Genomic DNA, 20,901 nt, shown 5'->3' on the forward strand with positions numbered 1-20,901 from the left:
TGCGCCAGGGCACCCCTCTCTGTCCTGCCGGACATCTCCCCCTCAAGGGGGGAGATCAGCGGCTTCAGTGGCACCGCCAGTTCTGCGACGTCGGGGATTGGCGAAAGCCGAGACAATATCCAATCTCCCCCTTTGAGGGGGAGATGCCCGGCAGGGCAGAGGGGGGTGGCTTGGCGCTATCCTCCGACAATCCCTGCGCTGCCGTGCTCGCCTGATGGCACCGCCTGCCTCCTCCACCAAACCCGACTTCCCCTGGTGGCTTGCCGTCGCCATCCTTCTCGCATTGGCGGCGGCGCTGTTTATCGCCACCAGCAATCTCTACGCCCAGGTCTTCGCCACCGTCGCCAAGGGCATCTGGACCACCATCTTCGTCACCGTGATCGCCTTCGCGCTGGCGTCCGCTATCGGTCTCGGCATCGCGTTGATGGGCCTGTCGGGTTCCCCCTGGCTGCGGCAGGTCGCCCGTTTCTATGTCGAGATCATTCGCGGCGTGCCGATACTGGTGCTGTTGTTCTGGATCGCTTTTGCCGGCGCGCCGGCCTTCGTCGCCGCCTGGAACGCGCTGACCGCGCCGCTGCAAAGCGCGGGCCTTTTTGGTGAGCTGCTGGTGCGCGACGTGTCGCTTTTGTGGCGCGCCGTCATGGCGCTGACCATCGGCTACTCAGCCTTCATATCCGAGGTCTTTCGCGCCGGCATCCAGTCTGTCGAGAAGGGCCAGATCGAGGCGGCCAAGGCGCTTGGGCTGAGCCGGACGCAACGCTTCCGGCTGGTCGTGTTTCCGCAGGCTATCCGCACCATCCTGCCGCCGCTCGGCAATGATTTCGTCGCCCTAGTCAAGGATTCCTCGCTGGTCTCCGTGCTCGGCGTCGCCGACATTACCCAGATGGGCAAAGTCTATGCCGCCGGCTCGTTTCGCTTCTTCGAGACCTATTCGATAACGGCCTATATCTATCTCATCCTGACCGTCAGCCTGTCGCTGGCGCTCAGGGCGCTGGAACGGCGCCTGCGCCGCCAGCACGAGGAATAGTTTTTGAGCGAAGACAAGGTTACCATCACCGACATATTTCGCTGAGGAGGCCTCATGATCGTCGACAAAGCCAATGCGGCGCTGGATTCCGTCTATACCGCTGGCTCGCCGGAAGCGCTTGAAGAGGCCTATGCCGCATGGGCCGCGACCTATGACAGCGAGACCGCCTCGCTCGGCTATCTCCTGCCGTTCCTGATCACGGCCTGGGTGGCACGCCATGTGCCGGCGGGTGAAGGCCCATTGCTCGATGCCGGCTGCGGCACCGGCCTGTCGGGGCCGTCGCTCAAGGCGCTCGGCTATGGCGACATCGCAGGGCTGGACCTCTCGGACGACATGCTCAAGATCGCCGGCAGCCGGAACGCCTACAGCGAGCTGAAGCAGGCGATGCTGGGCGGGCCGCTCCCGTGGCCGGACGGCCATTTTCGCGCCTTCTTCTCAACCGGCGTGTTCACCATCAGCCATGCGCCGGCGTCAGGCCTGCACGATCTCGTGCGCATCACCAAAAAGGGCGGCCATGCCATCTTCACCGTACGCGACCAGGTGTTTGAAAGCGGCGGCTTCCAGGCCGTGTTCGACGAACTCACGCAGACAAGGAAATGGCGGCTGATCGAACAAAGTCCTTGGTTCCGCTGCTATGCCATCGCAGAGCCGGATGCGCTGGTGAAGACTTTTGTGTTTGAGGTGATTTGAGCGGCGCGTTCCCGACATTGGCGCCCTTCCTCCCCCGGTGTGGAAGTGAAGGCGAGATCCACGTTCTGCCAAAACACGCGGCAATTGCCGAAAAGCCAAAACATTGGTATGAGCCACGCCATGGAAGAGCTTTTTGGCGATCCGGCTTACAAGGGGTTCGTGCTGCAGGACAGAAAACGCCTGCCGTCGCGCTTTTCCGCGCGCGTCAGCGGTGCTTTGACCAGCCGACTTAGCTAGGCCGACCTGTCCAGGTCGTTGCGCCGGACCGAGCCTACCGGCGTCTGCTCTTTCCCATTCTCATATCGACGGATTTACGCACATGAGCGCACCGCGCACCCTCTACGACAAGATATTCGACGACCATATCGTCGACCGCCAGGACGATGGCACCTGCCTGCTCTACATCGACCGCCACCTGGTCCATGAAGTGACCAGCCCGCAGGCCTTTGAAGGCCTGCGCATGAGCGGCCGAAAAGTCCGGCATCCTGAAAAGACGCTGGCCGTGGTCGATCACAATGTCTCGACCTCGCCCGAGCGCAAGTTCGGCATCAAGAACGAGGAAAGCCGCATCCAGGTCGAGGCGCTGGCCAAGAACGCCAAGGATTTCGGCGTCGAATATTATTCCGAGAACGATATCCGCCAGGGCATCGTCCACATCATCGGCCCGGAGCAGGGCTTTACCTTGCCCGGCATGACCATCGTCTGCGGCGACAGCCACACCTCCACGCACGGTGCTTTTGGAGCATTGGCGCATGGTATCGGCACTTCGGAAGTCGAGCATGTGCTGGCCACGCAGACGCTGATCCAGCGCAAGGCCAAGAACATGCTGGTGCGTGTCGACGGCCAGTTGCCGGAAGGTGTCACCGCCAAGGACATCATCCTGGCCATCATCGGTGAGATCGGCACCGCCGGTGGCACCGGCTATGTCATCGAATATGCCGGCGAGGCGATCCGCGCGCTGTCGATGGAAGGCCGCATGACGATCTGCAACATGTCGATCGAGGGTGGCGCGCGCGCCGGCCTGATCGCCGCCGACGAGACCACCTTCGCCTATGTCAAGGACAAGCCGCGCGCGCCGAAGGGCGCTGCCTGGGATGCGGCGCTCGAATACTGGAAGACGCTGCAGTCCGACGAGGGCGCGCATTTCGACAAGGTGATCGTGCTCGACGCGGCCAAGCTGCCGCCGATCGTCTCCTGGGGCTCCTCGCCCGAGGACGTCGTTTCGGTGCAGGGTGTCGTGCCCAATCCGGAAGAGATCACAGATGAAAACAAGCGCACCTCAAAGATCCGCGCGCTCGACTATATGGGCCTGACGCCGGGAACCAAGATAACCGACATCTCGCTCGACCGCGTCTTCATCGGCTCCTGCACCAATGGCCGCATCGAGGATCTGCGCGCCGTGGCCAAGGTGGTCGAAGGCAAGACGGTGAGTGCGCATGTCGATGCGATGATCGTGCCGGGCTCCGGCCTGGTCAAGGAACAGGCGGAGGCCGAGGGTCTCGACAAGATCTTCATTGCCGCCGGTTTCGATTGGCGTGAGCCGGGCTGTTCGATGTGCCTGGCCATGAACGACGACCGGCTGAAGCCGCATGAACGCTGCGCCTCGACTTCGAACCGCAATTTCGAGGGCCGGCAAGGCTTCAAGGGCCGCACCCATCTGGTGTCGCCGGCGATGGCGGCGGCGGCGGCGATCGCCGGCCACTTCGTCGACATCCGCGACTGGAAATAGCTTCCGGTCCACACGTTTGATGGTTGCCAGACCCCGGATCGCATTGCGGTTCCGGGGTCTTTTTCATTCGCGCGTTCTCACATATTCGCTTGCGCTTAACCCCTTGTTTGGGCTTGAGCGCTAAGCTCTTCCCCGACGTCAGTGAGGGGGAAGTCACCGTCCTTTGGACACAGGTCTGTTCATAGCACTGCTCAATCCAACGATCGCGCTGGCACTCGGCGCGGCCTTCCTCGTGCTATGGACCTATCAGCGCCACCGCCCCTATCTCGCCGTGCTGGCGCTCAGCTACGGCATTTCGGCACCCGGCTTTCTGTTCCAGTATTTCACCTTGCCGGTCGGCATGGCGCTGACCAAGCTGGTGTCCAACATCTGCTTCACCATCGCCGGCTGCAGCCTGTCCGCCGCCATTGTCGCTCGCTACGGCCGCAAGGTGCCCTATGTGGCGATCGCCATACTGGGTGGTGGCGGGTTGGCGTCGCTGTGCTGGTTCCTGTTCGTCGCGCCGGATCTCACCTGGCGTATCCTGGCGATGAATTTCGCCTTCGGAGGCATCAGCCTTCTTGTCGCCGCCGAATTGCGGCCGGTGCGCAACAACGGCCCGACCGAGAAAATCCTGTTCGTGCTGTCGCTGCTGTCGGGCGTGAACTTCTTCGTGCGCACCCTTGTCGTCGTTATCGCGCATGGGCCGTTCACCAGCTATGACGGGTTCTACGGTTCGTCCTACTGGACGACAGCACTGCTGTCGCATGCGCTGCTTTCGCTGCTGATCGCGCTTTGCCTGTTCAGCGCCGCGGCGCTCGATGTGATGAAGGCGCTGAAGGCCGAGACGCACACGGATCCGCTTTCGGGTCTTCTCAACCGCCGTGGTTTCGAGGAGCGCGCGGCCCTGCTCCTGCAACACTGTGCGGCGGCCAAGTTCCCGGTGGCGCTGGTGCTGGCCGACCTCGATCATTTCAAGGCGCTCAACGATGTGCACGGGCACGCCGCCGGCGATCGCGTGATCGCCGACTTCGCCGCCAAGCTTCGGTCTGCGACCGGTGCGCGGGGTGCTGCAGGGCGCATCGGCGGCGAGGAGTTCGCGGTGCTCCTGCCGTTGAGCGATCTCGGAGCAGCGCGATTGTTCGCAGAGGCGGTGCGCACGCTCTATTCGGCCGGCCGCGTCGACGGGCTTCCCGCCGGCACAAGGGTCACCGCCAGCTTTGGCGTGGCGGCCCGCAGCGGCGACGAAGCGCTGGAGCCCTTGATGCGCCGTGCCGACGAGGCGCTCTACAAGGCCAAGAAGAACGGCCGCGACAGCGTGCGCCTCTCCTACGAACGGCCAGAAGCGAGTTTGGTCCCGGAGATTCCAAAGACCGGCTGATCCGTCTCCCAAGCCAGCGTTAACGTCTTTTTCGCCCGTCGGTGTTTAGGTGAGCCACCGGGTGCGAAAGAGAGATGAGCGGCGCCAACTTCATCCTGTTGATCAACCTGTCGGTTGCTGGCCTGCTGGCGGCATCCTTCATGGCGGTCGCGTTCCATGATGTCGGCCGCGCCCCGGCGCGCTGGTTCGCCTTCGGTTATTTCCTGGGCATGGCGTATTCAGCGATCGAATTCAGCATTCCCGCCTTCACCGATGCCCGGATCCCGGTGGTCACTGCCTTCGCGGTCTTCCTTGGCGCCACCATGGCCTTCAACGCCGGACTGGCCCGCAAATACGGCGTCGCGCCGCCATGGCCGCCGATGCTGTTCTTCCTGGTCGCAGCCACCATCGCCGTCTATTTCGTGCAGGACCTGCCGCGCCAGTCGCTGACCCGCATAATGGCCTACCAGCTTCCCTATGCCGTCATGCAATTCGTCGGCCTGGCCATCGTCTGGTCGTCGAGGCAAAGGCGTGGCCGGCTCGATCGCATCCTGATGGCCGTGCTGGCCGCCAGCGCTGTGCAATTCGCCTCAAAACCGTTCATTGCGCATGCGCTTGGCGGTTGGGGTGCCAATCCGCAGGCCTATCTGCAAAGCAGCTACGCGCTGGTCTCGCAATCGCTCGGCACTGTCTTTGCGCTGGCGCTCGCGCTGCTGATGCTCGCCATCCTGGTTCGTGAGGTGCTTGCCGAAGTGACGTCGAAGTCGGAGACGGACACGCTCTCGGGACTGCTCAATCGCGGTGCTTTCACGCGGCAGGCCGAGCTTGCATTGCTTGGCGCCATGCGGCAAGGCGTGCCGGTCGCGCTGGTCATCGCCGATCTCGATCATTTCAAGCGCATCAACGACAGTTTCGGCCATGCCTCCGGCGACCGCGTGATCGAGACCTTTGCCGGGTTCCTGCGCGAGGCGGCCGCCGGGCACCATGTCGCCGGCCGCATTGGTGGCGAGGAATTCGCCATTATCCTGCCGCGAACCAACCTGGCGGCAGCCCGGCTGTTCGCCGAAGGCACGCGCGGCGCATTCGGCGCCCTGCCCATCGACGGACTGCCGGCGGATATCAGCTGCACGGCGAGCTTCGGCGTCGCCGAACTTCATCCCGGTGAAACCATTGCCGATCTCATGCGGCGCGCGGACGAGGCGCTTTATCTGGCGAAGAATGCCGGGCGCGACTGCGTGCGCGCCTCAGCCGGGCCGGAAGGCGAGTGGCCGTCCAACGCGATCGCCATTAACTTCAGCGGCAGGGGCTGAGTTCGGGCATCTCGCCGTCGGAAAGCCCGTACATGTAGCTGCGGCCCTTCACGAACACCGGTGGCCGGTAGCAATCGCTGTAGCCTGATATCTCGTCGGCTTCGTTCTCGTAGATCACCTTGGGCTGGCCGGCACTGGTGTAGTCGGACAGTTGCTTGGCCAGCTTGCCTTCGCCGACGATGATGCGCTTGTAGCCGGCGGCGCTGTCGATGACGAGATTGCCGAAGGAATCGGCGTAGACGCGATCCTGATGACGGGCACCGGCGAGTGCGGGTGCCGCCATGCCGGCGATCGCAGCCGCCAGGATGAGCGCCGAAAGGCGCGATCTGCCAGAATTCGAACGCATGGCGTCCTCCATGAAAGTCACCGCGAATCAGAAATTAACCTTTTATTAACCTTTGTTAAGGGGCTGACGCGATGCGCGGCGACGTCTCGTCAAACATGGTTAATTTCCGACTGGAGGGAAAACCCGATCGCCATCATTCGGCCATGCTTGCCCGCTCCATCGCAGCCGGCGCCGAGTGGATCCAAAGGTGACGTCGGAGCAACCTTGATCTTGGCGCGGTATCGCGGCTAGTTTGCCGCCACGGGAGGACAGCACATGGCGTTAGGCCGGACGGTTTGGGTGTCCGTTTTCCCGTTGATGATTGTCGTTGCTGCCTGTGTGCCGCAAGATGGCGCGCCGAAGGCGGCCAATACCGTCCCGCATGCACCCGCCCAGCAGTCCGGCGCGACCGTGACGGCACCGCCATCCGCGCCTCCAGCACCAGCAACCAAGATCACCACCGATCTCACCGCGCCGCGCTCCACCGTGGGTACAGCAACCTATGGATGCGGCAATGGCAGCGCGATCACCATTCAGAATCTCGGCTCGTCGTTGCGTGTGATCGAGCCGAATGGCGCGACCGAGGAGTTTGTGGCGTCTCCCGCCAACCAGTCCAGCCGCTACCAGGAGACCGCTACGCATAACGCAATCGTGATCGACGGGCGTGAGGCGCTGGTGATGAAGAGGGGCTCGACGCCGCAGACCTGCAAGCGATAGTGCGAATCTCAACGCAGCCGGGCTCTGCACCAGACATGCTGCACTGCAGCGATATCGAGCCGGCTTCGGCCCATCGGCCCCTAATCGATTGAAGCCGGAGCCTGCCTTTTGTCAGACTAAATGACGTTTCCAAAACGATTTTCCGGCTTTGACGCGGTGCAAAAAGAGCATTAGAAACCGGCTGTCCGAAGTCATACATGAAGGCGGCAAATGCCGCTTCCCCATAGCGGCTCCGAACATCGAACTGGGGGAGCCATGAGCAAATCACCAGCCACCCGCGAATTCGCCAGACGTGAACGGCCGCTCTCGCCGCATCTGTCGATCTACCGGCCGCCGATCACCATGACGATGTCGATCATCCATCGCATCACCGGCGGAGCGCTCTATTTCGGCACGCTGCTGGTCGCCGTCTGGCTGATGGCAGCGGCAAGCTCGCAGGCGACCTTCGACTGGGTCAACTGGGCTTTCGGCACCTGGCTCGGCCGGCTCATCCTGTTCGGTTACACCTGGGCGCTGATGCATCACATGCTGGGCGGGGTGCGCCATCTGGTCTGGGATACGGGCGCGGGGCTGGAGAAGCACACGGCTTCGAAGATCGCCTGGGCGACGCTGGCGGGCTCGATCCTGCTCACGCTGCTGATCTGGGTTGCCGGCTATATGGCGCGGGGAGCCTGATCATGAGCACTGGAAAGAGCGACATGCGTACGCCTCTGGCCAAGGTCCGCGGCCTGGGTTCGGCCCGCGAAGGCACCGGGCATTTCTGGCGCCAGCGCCTCACCGCTATCGCCAACATCCCACTGACGCTGTTCTTCGTCGGGTTCCTGATCGCGCTCAACGGCGCCGGCTATGCGGAGGTGCGGGCAGCACTCGCCAATCCGTTCGTGGCGCTGGTGATGGCCCTGGTGCTCATCTCCGGGCTTATCCATATGCGGCTCGGAATGCAGGTCATCATCGAGGATTACATCCATGGCGAAGGCATGAAGCTGGCGCTGATCGCCCTCAACACATTTTTCACCATAGCGGTTGGCGTTGCCTCGATCTTCGCCCTGCTCAAACTTGCATTCGGAGGCTGATTTGGCCAAGGACGCGAAATCAGCCAACACGGCAGGCTACTCGTTTGTCGACCACAAATTCGACGTGGTCGTCGTCGGCGCCGGTGGTGCCGGCCTGCGCGCCACGCTCGGCATGGCCGAGCAGGGCCTGCGCACCGCCTGCATCACCAAGGTGTTCCCGACCCGCTCGCATACCGTGGCCGCGCAAGGCGGCATCGCCGCGTCGCTGTCCAATATGGGCCCGGATTCGTGGCAGTGGCACATGTACGACACCGTCAAGGGATCGGATTGGCTGGGCGATGTCGACGCCATGGAATATCTGGTGCGCGAAGCGCCGGCCGCCGTCTATGAGCTCGAGCATTACGGCGTGCCGTTCTCGCGCACCGAAGAGGGCAAGATCTACCAGCGGCCGTTCGGCGGCCACATGATGAATTACGGCGAAGGCCCGCCGGTGCAGCGCACCTGTGCCGCCGCCGACCGCACCGGCCACGCCATCCTTCATACGCTCTACGGCCAGTCGCTGAAGAACAACGCGCAGTTCTTCATCGAGTATTTCGCGCTCGACCTGATCATGGAGCCGGACGGCACCTGCACCGGCGTCGTCGCCTGGAATCTCGATGACGGCACCATCCACCGCTTCTCGGCCAAGATGGTGGTGCTGGCGACCGGCGGCTATGGCCGCGCCTATTTCTCGGCGACATCCGCGCACACCTGCACCGGCGACGGTGGCGGCATGGCCGCCAGAGCCGGTTTCCCGCTCCAGGACATGGAATTCGTGCAGTTCCACCCGACCGGCATCTATGGCGCCGGCTGCCTGATCACCGAGGGCGCGCGCGGCGAGGGCGGCTATCTCGTCAATTCCGAGGGCGAGCGCTTCATGGAGCGCTATGCGCCGTCGGCCAAGGACCTTGCCTCGCGCGACGTCGTGTCGCGCTGCATGACGCTGGAGATCCGCGAAGGCCGCGGCGTCGGCAAGAAGAAGGACCACATCTTCCTGCATCTCGACCATCTTGACCCAGCGGTCTTGCACGAAAGGCTCCCGGGCATTTCGGAATCAGCAAAAATCTTCGCCGGCGTCGACCTGACCAAGGAGCCGATCCCGGTGCTGCCGACGGTGCACTACAATATGGGCGGCGTGCCGACCAATTACTGGGGTGAAGTGCTGAGCCCGACGTCGGAGAACCCGGACAAGGTATCGCCCGGGCTGATGGCGGTCGGCGAGGCCGGCTGCGCCTCGGTGCACGGCGCCAACCGGCTGGGCTCGAACTCACTGATCGATCTGGTCGTGTTCGGCCGCGCCGCGGCGATCCGCGCCGGCCAGGTCATCGACCGCAAGTCGGCCATCCCGTCGCCCAACGAGCCCTCGGTCGAAAAGATCATGGATCGTTTCGACGGACTGCGCCACGCCAATGGCTCGACGCCGACCGCGGTGCTGCGCGAGAAGATGCAGAAGGCGATGCAGGAAGACGCGGCCGTGTTCCGCACCCAGGAATCGTTGGAAAACGGCTGCAAGCGCATTTCGGAAATCTGGAGCGAGCTCAAGGACATCAAGGTTTCCGACCGCTCGATGATCTGGAATTCCGACCTGGTCGAAACGCTGGAGCTGGAAAACCTGATGGCCAACGCCATCACCACCGTCTACAGCGCCGAGGCCCGCAAGGAGAGCCGTGGCGCGCATGCGCGCGAAGATTTTGCGTCGCGCGACGACAAGGTCTGGCGCAAGCATACGCTGGCTAAGCTGAGCGAGGACGGCAAGGTAACACTGAGCTACCGGCCGGTGCACACCGAGCCGCTGCTGGCGGAAAAAGACGGGGGCATCAGCCTCGCCAAGATCGCGCCCAAGGCCAGGGTGTATTGATGACGGCGCTGGCGGCCTCGGGATATTCCGGCACGCCGCTTCCGGCCAAGCTTGGCCTGAAGGCCGGCATGGTAGCGGCGTTCATTGCGCTGCCTGATGATCTCAGTGATCTCGCGGAAGCTGTCGACTTTGCTCAAGTCGATCGGTTGGGCGACTGGTCCGATATTTCGGGGACGACGCTCAAATACGATGCCGTCCATGCTTTCGCGATGCAGCGTGCTGAGATCGAGGATCGCCTCGGCGATGTCCAGTCGGCGATCAAGCGCGACGGCATGGTCTGGGTGTCGTGGCCGAAAAAGGCATCGAAAGTGCCGACAGATGTCACCGAGGGCGTTGTCCGCACTGAAGCGCTGAAGCTCGACCTTGTCGACGTCAAGGTCGCCGCCGTCAATGAAATCTGGTCCGGGCTGAAGCTCGTCATCCGAAAGGACCTGAGGTAATGGTCGAACTGACGCTTCCCAAGAACTCGAAGATCCAGCAAGGCAAGACCTGGCCGAAGCCGGAAGGCGCCACCAATCTGCGGGAATACCGCATCTACCGCTGGTCGCCGGACGATGACGAGAACCCGCGCATCGACACCTATTTCGTCGACATGGACGATTGCGGGCCGATGGTGCTCGACGCGCTGCTGTGGATCAAGAACAAGATCGACGCGACGCTGACCTTGCGCCGCTCCTGCCGCGAAGGCATTTGCGGCTCCTGCGCCATGAACATCGACGGCTCCAACACGCTGGCCTGCACCAAGGGCTGCGACGACATTTCCGGCGCGGTGAAAGTCTATCCGCTGCCGCATATGCAGGTGGTCAAGGACCTGGTGCCCGACCTCACCAATTTCTACGCCCAGCACGCCTCGATCCAGCCATGGCTGAAGACGGTGTCGCCGGAGCCGGCCAAGGAATGGCTGCAGAGCCACGAGGACCGCGAGAAGCTCGACGGGCTCTACGAGTGCATCCTGTGCGCCTGCTGCTCGACCTCTTGCCCGAGCTACTGGTGGAACGGCGACCGCTATCTCGGCCCGGCAACCCTCTTGCAGGCCTATCGCTGGCTGATCGACAGCCGCGACGAGGCCAAGGGCGAGCGGCTCGACAATCTCGAAGACCCGTTCCGGCTCTACCGCTGCCACACCATCATGAACTGTGCGCAGACCTGTCCCAAAGGCCTCAACCCGGCCAAGGCGATCGCGGAAATCAAGAAGATGATGGTGGAGAGACGGGTTTAGGCCTTTCGTGGGGCCGTTACCCGCTGATTTTTCGCCGGACGCCGTCGCGGCACTTCGGGAACGACTCGATCTGGTGCGAACACAGGGTGTAAAAATCCTGTTCGCGATCGAAGCGGCAGTCGCGCATGGGGGTTTCCGTCGCCCGACAGCGATTATGACTGCCGCTTTGTCTATATCAGGCCGGTGTCGGATCACCTCGTCCTGCAGCGGCCGCGCGACGTGATCGAGTTCCCGATCGAAGGTGAGATCGATGCCGGCGGCTGGGATCTGCGCAAGGCCTGGCTGCTGGCGCTCGGCGGCAATGCGGTCATCGTCGAATGGGCAAAATCGCCCATCGTCTATGAGCAAGTCGCGGGATTTCGCCCGCGCCTTCTCGACCTGCTGGCCGAGATCGTCGATCCGGCAAAGGTCTCGCACCACTATCTCGGCCTGGCGCGTTCACATGTCGCCAAGATCGGCAGTTTTTCCGGTGAGGTGAGGCTGAAGAAGCTGTTTTATCTGATCCGCCCGCTGGTCGCGCTGGACTGGATGGAACAGCGCGCATTTGCCAGCCTGCCGCCGATGAACCTTGGCGAATGCCTCGACCAGACGGACGTGCCGGCGCCTGCAGCAGAGGAAATCCGCCGCCTGATCGAGCGGAAAAGCCAGACGCGGGAGATGGGATCCGGTCTCATCCCGAGCGCAATCGCGCGCTATCCTGAGGCCCGCTATGGGCACCACGAAATGAACCTTGCCGTCACCGTCAGGGATGACGCCCGGCAGGCGCGCAAACATGCCCTTGCAACCGCGTTCTACCGCCGGGAAGCTGAACGGCTTTCATGAGCGAAGATCTTCTCTTGCCAGAGCGGATCGCCGTTTCCATGAAGCGGTGAAACGCTCCAGTTGGGCCGCCGGCCACGCCCAGTCATTTTCCAACCGTGTGACTATATTAGCGATAGCGCAAGTAGACGATTGCCGGATTTACGAAGCGACCAGTATTGTCTTAGTATAGTCTTAAGTGATCTTCGCTATTCACTTTCGTAATCGTCGTTCGAGTGCGAAGTGATGCGCGGCTTCATCGGGAATGGGTATTCAGTATCCGGGCTATTGATCAGCGCCACAACAGTGGGATCGCTCACCTGGCTTTTGTCGCTGATCTATCTTCAGGAAAAGGGGCTGCTTGCGGCTCTCGGCCTGGGGGTTTTGATCGCGCTTCTCTTGCTTGAGGGCTTCCAAGACAAGAAGGCGGGTCAGCAAAAAGGCGGGTGGTTCAGGCTCTATTTCTCGCTCTTCCCCTGCCTTTTATTCCTTGTCTATGTCTATCTCGAAAGTGTCTTCGGCTATTTTGACTGGGGTGCGATGCGCATGCATGCCGACGCTGGGATGGTTACGCCCGGTGTCGTCTTTGGATATCTGCTGCACACCGGCAGTACGATACTGGTCATTGTGGTCGTTCTTTTCGGCCTTGGCGCCCTGAAGGCGCGCGGCACGTTGACCAGAGGATTGGATGTCGCCCTGATGGCGTTCTTCCTGGTGGCAAACCCGATGCTGACGCGCCCGATCTCGGCGGCGATCCATCCCAACCCGCTGCATGATTTCCTGTCCACGCAGTTCGTCGATATCACTCCGTTGACAGAGCCGGAGGCTGGAACCATGTCCGTGACCGACACGCCAAAGAACCTTGTCCACGTCTTCATCGAGAGCGCCGAGCGCACTTACATGGACAGGGCCGAGTTTGGCGACGTCATGGATCCGCTGCTCGAATTCTACAGGCGTGGCGTTTCGGCGACCAACATGGTGCAGCTTGCCTACACCAACAATTCCATCTCAGGGATGGTCGCCGCGAACTGTGGAACGCCGCTGCTGATAACGTTCTTCACAACGCGCCAGTATCTGGAGGAGAATTCGCAATTCCTGCCAGGCCTGACCTGCCTGGGCGATGTCTTGAAGGCGCGGGGTTATCAGCAGAACTTCGTTACCGGTTGGCCGCTCAGCTTCACCGGCCAGGGGACATTCTATTCCACCCATGGCTACTCATCGCTTTTCGGAGGGCCAGAAGTGGTGACCGCCGTCAATGGGCGCGGCAACTCTTTTGGTGCCGACGACGCCGAGGTCCTGGATCTGAGTCTGGACATTTTGCGGCGCGCGCAGCGCGACGGCAAACCGTTCTCGTTGACGATCGCCGTCAGCGGCGGGCATGCGATGGATGGCTATCTCTCGGACAAATGCATCGGCAAGACAGGGCTTTCGCCGCAAGCTCCCAATATTCTCCACGCCGTGAAATGCACCAACATGCTCATTGCCGACTTCGTCCACAAAGCCGAGGCTGAGGGTCTGATGGCAAACACCGTTCTGGCGTTGCAAAGCGATCATCTCAGTGCGCCGAGCACGGTGACGGATCGCCTGAACAGACATGAACGACGCAACTTTTTCTCGCTGTCGGGGGATGGCATTCCGTCCAAAATGCATACCGGACTTGCGGGCACGATTGACATATTTCCCACCATCCTCGACGCGCTGGATGTGCCGCTCCCCAATAACCAGGCTGCCTTTGGCGTCTCGCTGCTCGGGGATCGACCGACTCTGGCCCAGCAACTTGGACAGGTCAGGTTCGACGACGCGATTCATGCGGAGGATGTGCTCGTCAGGACATTCTGGCAGCCGAAGCCGGCGCGGAAGGCCGGGGCGCCTGGGACTAACGCGCTCTAGCAGACTGTTCCATCCCGGTTGAATCGGGATGGGGGCTTCGGCTATGAGAGAGCCATGAGCGAAGACCTCCCCATTCTTTCCCCTATCGAAGCGCGTGTGCTCGGCTGCCTGATCGAGAAGAAGGAGCTGACGCCGGACGTCTATCCGCTGACGCTGAATGCAGCACTTGCCGCCGCCAACCAGAAGACGGCGCGCGAGCCTGTCATGGCGCTGGAGCAGACAGAAGTGCACCGGGGGCTGAAGCTGCTAGAGCAGAAGGGGCTGGTGCGGCAGATGTTCGGCTCACGCGTCGAGCGCTATGAACACCAGATGGCGCAGCGCTTCTCGCTGACCACGCCGCAGACCGCCTTGCTCGGCCTGCTCCTGTTGCGCGGACCGCAGACGGCGCATGAGCTCCTGGCGCGCGCCGAGCGCATGGCGCGGTTTGCGTCGATCGACGACCTGCGCGCTGAACTCGACATGCTGATCGGCCGCCGGCCGCCGCTGATCCAGGAAATCCCGCGCGGGCCTGGCCAGCGCGAGGACCGCTACGTGCATCTCCTCGCCGGCCCGGTGGATGTCGCGGCGCTATCGGCGCAGCGCAGTGCGCCGGCCCTGCCTCATTCAGACCTGGAAGCAAGGTTCGAGGCTCTGGAGCAGGAAGTCGCCGCACTTCGCTCCCGGCTTGACGCGCTGGGCGCCTAGTTCTCTTTCCATGATACCCGGCGCGACCAAGCGCGCCGGATTTCCACAGGAAATGCGGCGGTCTCAGCCGAGCTTGACGTCGAGCGATACCTTGATGGCGCCTAGCGCCTTCGAGACCGGGCATTCAGCCTTGGCCTTCTCGGCCAATTCCTTGAACTTCGCCGCATCGATGCCGGGCACCTTGCCGACCAGCGTGATCGCGCTGCCGGTGATGCCGGTGCCGGGAACCAGCGTCACCACGGCCTTGGCGTCGAGTTCGGTCGCGGGCGTGCCATTCTCGGCCAGGAAATGCGACAGCTGCATGGCGTAGCAGCCGGCGTGGGCGGCGGCGATCAGCTCTTCGGGATTGGTGCCGGATTTGCCGCTTTCATCCTGGAAGCGCGCCTTGAACGAATAGGGAGCGGCCTTCAGAGCGCCGCTCTGGGTGTCGAGCGTGCCCTTGCCTTCCGTAAGATTGCCTTTCCAGACGGCGGTTGCGGTGCGGTCCATGAAGTCCTCCTTGGTTGTGGGTAAGCGTGGCGTCAGGTCAACTATAGCGCGGGCGTGTGCGAAGACCACTGCGCTGTTTGGACCACGGCACGATGACGGCTCATTCGTTCCGGAAGAACGTTTGGGCGTTCCAGAAAAATAATCGGGCTTTCCGGAAAAATGTTCGGGCAAAAATGTCGACTTCCATCCGGCCCGGCCGTCCTGCGGGCGGCCATGGGATTTGTGGCTGGATGGAGGTTCATATGGACAATCTGTTTTTCGCGCTGTGGAAAAGCCCGGGCCGAGGGCCTGAGCGACGGCAAGACTTCTGGCTGGACCCGCCGCCGCTCGGCTTCGGCAGGCTGTTGGCGGCGGCTGCCATCATCGGCTTGGCGGCATGCCTTCTCGACCATGCGGCGGTGGTCGCGGGCCAGGCTGACACGCTCGTCACCGCATCCTATGGTTTGTCACAGCAAGGGAGCTGGAAATGAAATATATGTGCCTGGTCTATGGGGAGGAAAAAGACCTTTACGCGCTCACCGCCGAGAGGGGGGCCAAGCTCGACGCCGATTCGCTGGCCTATGACAGGGTGTTGGATCAGCAGGGCAAGCTGATCGTCGCCGAGGCGCTGCAGTCGGTGAAGACAGCCAAGACCGTGCGCCGGCGCCAGGGCAAGCGGCTGATCATCGATGGTCCCTTCGCCGAAACCAAGGAGCAGCTGCTCGGCTTCATTATGGTCGAGGCCGAAACTCTCGACGAAGCGCTGGACATCGCCGCCGGCATTCCGCTGGCCGAAATCGGCACCATCGAGGTTCGGGCGATCTACGACATACCAGGGTCATAGGCGGGCCGGGGTCATGAAGACCGCGTCATGATCGGCCAGGGGTGACGGGTCCCGGGACGCTCGGATTGCACGAGCGGCCCGGGTTTTGTTCACCAGGCGCAACTCTTGCGTGTTGAAGCAACGCAAGTGTTCTTCTATCGTCAGGCGGATTTCCCGGGGGATTCTCGACATGCCTTTCCTGATTGCGATCCTTGGCGTGCTGGGAGCGGCAGGTTTCTGGTGGTACCGGATGAAGGCCATGAACGAGGCCGCGCGGGACGTTGCCGACGTCATAGGCCGGGTCCAGGGCTCCGTGCGCCGCAAGAAGCTGCGCAACCAGGCGGCCCTGTCGCCGCTGACGGCGATCGACGATCCGGTGGTGGCCGCCGCGACGCTGATTACATCGATCGTCTCCGAGAATGGGCCTGTCCTGCCGCAGCGCGAGGCCGTCATCCGCGCTGTCATTTCCGAGATCGCCGACAAGAAGAAGACCGACGAGGCGGTGATCTACGCCAAATGGGCGGCGGCGCAGGTCGACGACACCACCGTCGTCATCGACAAGCTGGCGCCGTTCCTGCGCCAGCGTCTCGATGTGGCCGAGCGAAACGATCTGCTGCAGATGGTCAACCGCGCTGCCCAGGGCGGCGAGAAGCGCCTTGAGATCGCCGATCAGCGCATGCTGCGGCTGCGGCAGAAGCTCGGTTTTGAGGTCAACTGAAATCGCCTGGGCGCCTAGATCGCCTCACCCTTCAATAGACGCGGCGTACCAGCGGACAGCCCCGATGCCTGGCGGATGAAAAATTCCTTCAGGCGCGGCATCCGTTCGACCAGGCCCAGGCCGATGTCGCGGACAGCGCGCAGCGGGGTGATGTCGTTGGAAAACAGCCGGTTCAAGACATCCGTGGTGATGCCCATCTGCACCGTGTCGAAACGGCGCCATTGCTGGTAGCGCTCGAGCACGTCGAGCGCGCCGATGTCCTGGCCGAGCCGGTCCGCCTCGACAATCACCTCGGCAAGCGCCGCGACATCCTTGAAGCCGAGATTGAGGCCCTGGCCGGCGATCGGGTGGATACCGTGCGCGGCGTCGCCGGCGAGCGCGATCCGCTGTGCGACGAAGGCGCGCGCGATGGTCAGGCCAAGCGGCCAGGCACGCGGCTTGTCGGCAACATGAATTTCGCCGAGCTTCAGGCTGAAACGCTGCTCGAGTTCCTGCTCGAAGGCGAGATCGTCGCCTTCCACGAGCGCCTTGGCATCTTCCGCGCGTTCGACCCAGACGATCGACGAGCGGTTGGTGCCGTCCGCGTCCGGTTTGAGCGGCAGCGTGGCAAAGGGGCCGGCCGGCAAAAAATGCTCTTCGGCGCGGCCATTGTGCGGGCGTTCATGCGCCACGGTGCAGACGATGCCGGATTGGCCATAGTCCCACTTCACCGTCTTGATGCCAGCCATGTCGCGCAGCTTCGAATTGACGCCGTCGGCGGCGACCAGCAGCCGCGCCGTCAGCATGTCACCGTCGGCCAGATGCACCGATATGCCGGCGCCATTGGTCTCAAAACCTTGCACCGCGACACCTTCGATGATGTCGATGCCGAGCTTTTCGGCCCTGGCGCGCAAAGCGCCGTTCAACGCCCTGTTGGCGACCATATGCGCGAAGGGCTCGCCCGGTGCCACTTCGCCGCCGAAAGTCAGGAAGACCGGGCGCACCGGATCGGCGCTGCGCGAATCGGTGATGATCATCTCGGTGATCGCCTGCGCCTGCGGCGCGATCTCGGCCCAGACGCCGAGCTGGTCGAGCATGCGGCAGGCGGCGGCGGCAATGGCAGAGGCACGGCCATCCCTTTGCCAGGCGCCGGCGGGCGCGGCATCGACCAGCGCCACGGCAAGGCCCGGCCGCGCCTGCTTCAGCGAGACGGCGGTGGCCAGTCCGACATAGCCGGCGCCGGCGACGAGGACATCGAGCCTTGCCTTCGCTTCCGCCTTGCGTTCCATCATTCCGAATTCCTTTCGCCTGGCCATCTCAAGCCATTGCGGCCTTGACTGCCTGTCCGTCCTGTCGGAAACCGCCATAACACTTCTGCGGCGAGGGCGCGAAAGATGACGGCAGCCATGGACGAGCTTCTCGGCATTCTCGACCTCGAGAAGCTGGAACACAATCTGTATCGTGGTCGCAGCCCCTTGCTCGACTGGCAGCGCGTCTTCGGCGGCCAGACCATCGCTCAGGCGCTGGTCGCGGCGCAGCGAACCGTCGACCCCGATCGCCATGTCCATTCGCTGCATGGCTATTTCATGCGACCGGGCGACACCAAGGTGCCGATCGTCTACGAGGTCGACCGCATTCGCGACGGCGGGTCCTTCACCACGCGGCGCGTGGTGGCGATCCAGCATGGCCAGGCGATCTTTTCGCTGGAGGCCTCGTTCCAGCAGGATGAGGTCGGGCTCGAACACCAGGTGCCGATGCCCCATGACGTGCCTGGACCGGAAACATTGCTGTCGCAGCGCGAACTGCTGGGCAAGTTCGGCGAGGCTGTGCCTGACGGCATCAAACGCTATTGGGAGCGCGACCGGCCGATCGAGATGAAGCCGGTGATGCTGAAGCATTACACCAGCCGGGAAAAGCTGGAGCCGAAGCAGAACATCTGGATCCGCACCACCGGTCCTGTGCCGGCCGATCGCGCCACCCAGGCGGCGGTGCTCGCCTATCTCTCCGACATGACGCTGCTCGACACCTCGACCTTCGCGCATGGCCGCGCCATCTTCGACCGCGATATCCAGGCGGCGAGCCTGGACCATGCCATGTGGTTCCACCGCAGCCACCCGCTCGACGACTGGATGCTCTACACGCAAGACAGCCCGTCGACGCAAGGGTCGCGCGGCTTTACACGCGGCTCGCTGTTTGCCCGCGACGGCACGCTGATCGCCTCGGTTGCCCAGGAAGGTCTGATCCGGCTTAAGCGTTCGCCCGCAGAATAGGCATTTTGAGAAAATTGCCTAATATTTAATCAGATGCCTTGCCGCAACTGCGGGCGGACTGCGCCGGCGTAGCTCTCAATCCCTTTGTTTACAACCGGTTAACACCCTGCTTCGGCACTTGGCACGGAGCTTGAATCCTGATGAGCACTCTCCGGCTCTTTGGGATCGGTGAAGTCGTGCAAACGCGGGGGACCGCAACAGCAAAGGGTGAAACCTTATGAAAATCGTGATGGCAATCATCAAGCCGTTCAAGCTGGACGAGGTACGCGAAGCGCTTACCGCCGTCGGCATCCAGGGCCTGACCGTCACCGAAGTCAAAGGCTACGGGCGTCAGAAGGGGCATACGGAAATCTATCGCGGGGCGGAATACGCGGTCAGTTTCCTGCCGAAGATCAAGATCGAGGTCGCGGTCGCTGCAGACGTTGTCGACAAGGCCGTCGAAGCCATCACCGCGGCGGCCAAAACCGGCCAGATCGGCGACGGCAAGATCTTTGTTTTCGGTATCGAGCAGGCGGTGCGCATCCGCACCGGCGAAACAAACTCCGACGCATTGTAAGCGGCGAACACGTATTCCAATGGAGAGTTCAATGAACATACCTTCCACCATGAAGACGACGGGACGCGTGGCGGCGCTGAGCTCGCTCGCTCTCGCTGCATTGGGCACGGTCTCTGCATTCGCGCAGACCGTAGCTCCCGCCGCAGCCGCGGCAACGCCGGCTGCTGCCCCCACTCCGGTGCTCGATACCGGCAATACCGCCTGGATGCTGACCTCGACGGCACTCGTGCTGATGATGACCATCCCCGGCCTGGCGCTGTTCTACGGCGGCATGGTGCGCAAGAAGAACGTGCTCGCCACCATCATGCAGAGCTTTGCCATCACCTGCCTGGTGACGGTGCTGTGGTTCATGTTCGGCTATTCACTCGCCTTTTCCACCAATGACTCCGCCAGCCTGAACAACTACATCGGCGGCGCTTCAAGGTTCTTCCATCACGGCATCACCGTCTCGACCCTGTGGCTGCCGGGCGTGGCGAACATTCCTGAATTCGTCTTCTCGATGTTCCAGATGACCTTCGCCATCATCACTCCGGCGCTGATTGCCGGCGCCTTTGCCGAGCGCATGAAATTCTCGGCTCTGCTGATCTTCATGGCGCTGTGGCTGCTCATCGTCTACGCGCCGATCGCGCATTGGGTCTGGGGCGGCGGCTTCCTTGGCGCGGCTGGCGTGCTCGACTTTGCCGGCGGCACGGTCGTCCATATCAACGCCGGTGTGGCCGGTCTCGTCTGCGCGCTCGTTCTCGGCAAGCGCGAAGGCTACGGCACCACCAACATGGCGCCGCACAACCTGGTCTATTCGGTCATCGGCGCTTCGCTGCTGTGGGTCGGCTGGTTCGGCTTCAACGCCGGTTCGGAACTGGCGGCTGACGGCCTCGCCGGCGCTGCCATGCTCAACACTCAGGTCGCCACTGCCGCTGCGGCACTGGCATGGATGTTCGCCGAATGGATCGTCGCCAAGAAGCCTTCCGTGCTCGGCATCATCTCGGGTGCTGTCGCTGGCCTGGTGGCGGTGACCCCGGCTTCCGGCTTCGTCAACCCGACCGGCGCCTTCATTGTCGGCATCGTCGCCGGCGTGGTCTGCTACCTCTCGGCGGTCAAAGTGAAGCATATGTTCGGCTATGACGACTCGCTCGACGCCTTTGGCGTCCACGGCGTCGGCGGTGTGGTCGGTGCGTTGCTGACCGGCGTGCTCGCCGATCCGGCGATCAATGCGCTCGGCAAAGACGCTTCGATTGGCAAGCAGCTCTATGGCATCACCTTCACCATCCTGTGGACCGCGGTTGCCACCTTCGTGATCCTCTACATCGTCAAGGCGCTGGTCGGCCTGCGTCCGACGACCCAGGAAGAGGTCGAGGGCCTCGACATCTCCCAGCATGGCGAAGTGGTGCCGTAAGGCCAGCTTAGCCTACAGGGCCGGCGGAACCCTCCTCCCGCCGGCCCCTTGCTTGC

At 62.8% G+C, this 20,901-nt stretch carries 22 protein-coding genes and 1 pseudogene; 20 read left to right on the top strand and 3 right to left on the bottom strand.

The window, feature by feature from the left end; translation table 11 throughout:
- Window positions 1-214: 214 nt before the first annotated feature.
- The 5 genes from ACZYHG_RS08075 (at window position 215) to ACZYHG_RS08095 (ending at window position 6,095) form a co-directional block, all read left to right on the top strand.
- Entirely contained in the window at window positions 215-1,027 is an 813-nt protein-coding gene (locus ACZYHG_RS08075) for an amino acid ABC transporter permease (protein ID WP_464613332.1), read from the top strand.
- Between the two features lie 54 nt (window positions 1,028-1,081).
- Complete coding sequence (locus ACZYHG_RS08080; protein WP_464613333.1) at window positions 1,082-1,717, top strand: class I SAM-dependent DNA methyltransferase; 636 nt, start codon at window positions 1,082-1,084, stop codon at window positions 1,715-1,717.
- A gap of 319 nt (window positions 1,718-2,036) precedes the next feature.
- On the top strand, window positions 2,037-3,446 hold the full coding sequence (gene leuC / locus ACZYHG_RS08085) for a 3-isopropylmalate dehydratase large subunit (RefSeq protein ID WP_464613334.1): 1,410 nt from the start codon (window positions 2,037-2,039) through the stop codon (window positions 3,444-3,446).
- A gap of 163 nt (window positions 3,447-3,609) precedes the next feature.
- Complete coding sequence (locus ACZYHG_RS08090; protein ID WP_464613335.1) at window positions 3,610-4,806, top strand: GGDEF domain-containing protein; 1,197 nt, start codon at window positions 3,610-3,612, stop codon at window positions 4,804-4,806.
- Window positions 4,807-4,880: 74 nt separating this feature from the next.
- Window positions 4,881-6,095, top strand: coding sequence for a GGDEF domain-containing protein (locus ACZYHG_RS08095; protein ID WP_464613336.1), 1,215 nt, complete (start codon window positions 4,881-4,883; stop codon window positions 6,093-6,095).
- Here the strand turns inward: ACZYHG_RS08095 and ACZYHG_RS08100 are convergent.
- A complete protein-coding gene (locus ACZYHG_RS08100; RefSeq protein ID WP_464613337.1) occupies window positions 6,079-6,441 on the bottom strand; it encodes a hypothetical protein in 363 nt (120 codons plus the stop codon). The two genes, ACZYHG_RS08095 and ACZYHG_RS08100, sit on opposite strands and share 17 nt — an antisense overlap.
- Window positions 6,442-6,696: 255 nt before the next feature.
- Here ACZYHG_RS08100 and ACZYHG_RS08105 point away from each other — a divergent pair, with 255 nt between their 5' ends.
- From ACZYHG_RS08105 to ACZYHG_RS08145, 9 genes and pseudogenes are all read left to right on the top strand, one after another.
- Entirely contained in the window at window positions 6,697-7,137 is a 441-nt protein-coding gene (locus ACZYHG_RS08105) for a hypothetical protein (protein WP_464613338.1), read from the top strand.
- Window positions 7,138-7,392: 255 nt separating this feature from the next.
- Complete coding sequence (gene sdhC, locus ACZYHG_RS08110) at window positions 7,393-7,812, top strand: succinate dehydrogenase, cytochrome b556 subunit (protein ID WP_464613339.1); 420 nt, start codon at window positions 7,393-7,395, stop codon at window positions 7,810-7,812.
- A gap of 2 nt (window positions 7,813-7,814) precedes the next feature.
- Window positions 7,815-8,210: a succinate dehydrogenase, hydrophobic membrane anchor protein gene (gene sdhD / locus ACZYHG_RS08115; protein WP_464613340.1), complete on the top strand. Its 396-nt coding sequence runs from the start codon at window positions 7,815-7,817 to the stop codon at window positions 8,208-8,210.
- Window position 8,211: 1 nt separating this feature from the next.
- On the top strand, window positions 8,212-10,047 hold the full coding sequence (gene sdhA / locus ACZYHG_RS08120) for a succinate dehydrogenase flavoprotein subunit (RefSeq protein ID WP_464613341.1): 1,836 nt from the start codon (window positions 8,212-8,214) through the stop codon (window positions 10,045-10,047).
- Window positions 10,047-10,487, top strand: a complete 441-nt coding sequence (locus ACZYHG_RS08125; RefSeq protein WP_464613342.1) for a DUF3052 domain-containing protein — start codon at window positions 10,047-10,049, stop codon at window positions 10,485-10,487. The genes sdhA and ACZYHG_RS08125 overlap by 1 nt, the downstream gene beginning before the upstream one ends.
- A complete protein-coding gene (locus ACZYHG_RS08130; protein WP_464613343.1) occupies window positions 10,487-11,266 on the top strand; it encodes a succinate dehydrogenase iron-sulfur subunit in 780 nt (259 codons plus the stop codon). The genes ACZYHG_RS08125 and ACZYHG_RS08130 overlap by 1 nt, the downstream gene beginning before the upstream one ends.
- 168 nt (window positions 11,267-11,434) lie before the next feature.
- Window positions 11,435-12,088, top strand: a pseudogene (locus ACZYHG_RS08135) (nucleotidyltransferase domain-containing protein); the annotation flags it as partial.
- Between the two features lie 222 nt (window positions 12,089-12,310).
- Window positions 12,311-13,954, top strand: coding sequence for a sulfatase-like hydrolase/transferase (locus ACZYHG_RS08140; RefSeq protein WP_464613344.1), 1,644 nt, complete (start codon window positions 12,311-12,313; stop codon window positions 13,952-13,954).
- Between the two features lie 54 nt (window positions 13,955-14,008).
- Complete coding sequence (locus ACZYHG_RS08145) at window positions 14,009-14,638, top strand: YceH family protein (protein ID WP_464613345.1); 630 nt, start codon at window positions 14,009-14,011, stop codon at window positions 14,636-14,638.
- Between the two features lie 63 nt (window positions 14,639-14,701).
- Here the strand turns inward: ACZYHG_RS08145 and ACZYHG_RS08150 are convergent, their stop codons facing one another.
- Complete coding sequence (locus ACZYHG_RS08150; RefSeq protein ID WP_027059426.1) at window positions 14,702-15,127, bottom strand: OsmC family protein; 426 nt, start codon at window positions 15,125-15,127, stop codon at window positions 14,702-14,704.
- 242 nt (window positions 15,128-15,369) lie between these two features.
- Here ACZYHG_RS08150 and ACZYHG_RS08155 point away from each other — a divergent pair, with 242 nt between their 5' ends.
- The 3 genes from ACZYHG_RS08155 (at window position 15,370) to ACZYHG_RS08165 (ending at window position 16,647) form a co-directional block, all read left to right on the top strand.
- Window positions 15,370-15,597 carry a hypothetical protein gene (locus tag ACZYHG_RS08155; RefSeq protein ID WP_464613346.1) on the top strand — a complete coding sequence of 76 codons (228 nt, stop codon included), beginning with the start codon at window positions 15,370-15,372 and terminating at the stop codon, window positions 15,595-15,597.
- The gene (locus ACZYHG_RS08160) at window positions 15,594-15,950 is read left to right on the top strand and encodes a YciI family protein (RefSeq protein ID WP_464613347.1); all 357 of its coding nucleotides are present in this window, start codon (window positions 15,594-15,596) and stop codon (window positions 15,948-15,950) included. The genes ACZYHG_RS08155 and ACZYHG_RS08160 overlap by 4 nt, the downstream gene beginning before the upstream one ends.
- A 169-nt stretch (window positions 15,951-16,119) precedes the next feature.
- Entirely contained in the window at window positions 16,120-16,647 is a 528-nt protein-coding gene (locus ACZYHG_RS08165; RefSeq protein ID WP_464613348.1) for a hypothetical protein, read from the top strand.
- A 14-nt stretch (window positions 16,648-16,661) separates the two neighbouring features.
- Here the strand turns inward: ACZYHG_RS08165 and ACZYHG_RS08170 are convergent, their stop codons facing one another.
- Entirely contained in the window at window positions 16,662-17,915 is a 1,254-nt protein-coding gene (locus ACZYHG_RS08170; protein WP_464614642.1) for a ubiquinone biosynthesis hydroxylase, read from the bottom strand.
- A 105-nt stretch (window positions 17,916-18,020) separates the two neighbouring features.
- Between ACZYHG_RS08170 and tesB the strand changes: the two genes are divergently transcribed.
- The 3 genes from tesB to ACZYHG_RS08185 all read left to right on the top strand — a co-directional run bounded on the left by tesB (window position 18,021) and on the right by ACZYHG_RS08185 (window position 20,845).
- Complete coding sequence (gene tesB / locus ACZYHG_RS08175) at window positions 18,021-18,896, top strand: acyl-CoA thioesterase II (RefSeq protein WP_464613349.1); 876 nt, start codon at window positions 18,021-18,023, stop codon at window positions 18,894-18,896.
- Between the two features lie 217 nt (window positions 18,897-19,113).
- Window positions 19,114-19,452 (top strand): P-II family nitrogen regulator, encoded by a 339-nt coding sequence (locus ACZYHG_RS08180; RefSeq protein ID WP_464613350.1) that lies wholly within the window; start codon window positions 19,114-19,116, stop codon window positions 19,450-19,452.
- Window positions 19,453-19,501: 49 nt separating this feature from the next.
- The gene (locus tag ACZYHG_RS08185; RefSeq protein ID WP_464614643.1) at window positions 19,502-20,845 is read left to right on the top strand and encodes an ammonium transporter; all 1,344 of its coding nucleotides are present in this window, start codon (window positions 19,502-19,504) and stop codon (window positions 20,843-20,845) included.
- Window positions 20,846-20,901 lie beyond the last annotated feature (56 nt).

The organism is Mesorhizobium subarcticum, assembly GCF_055456085.1.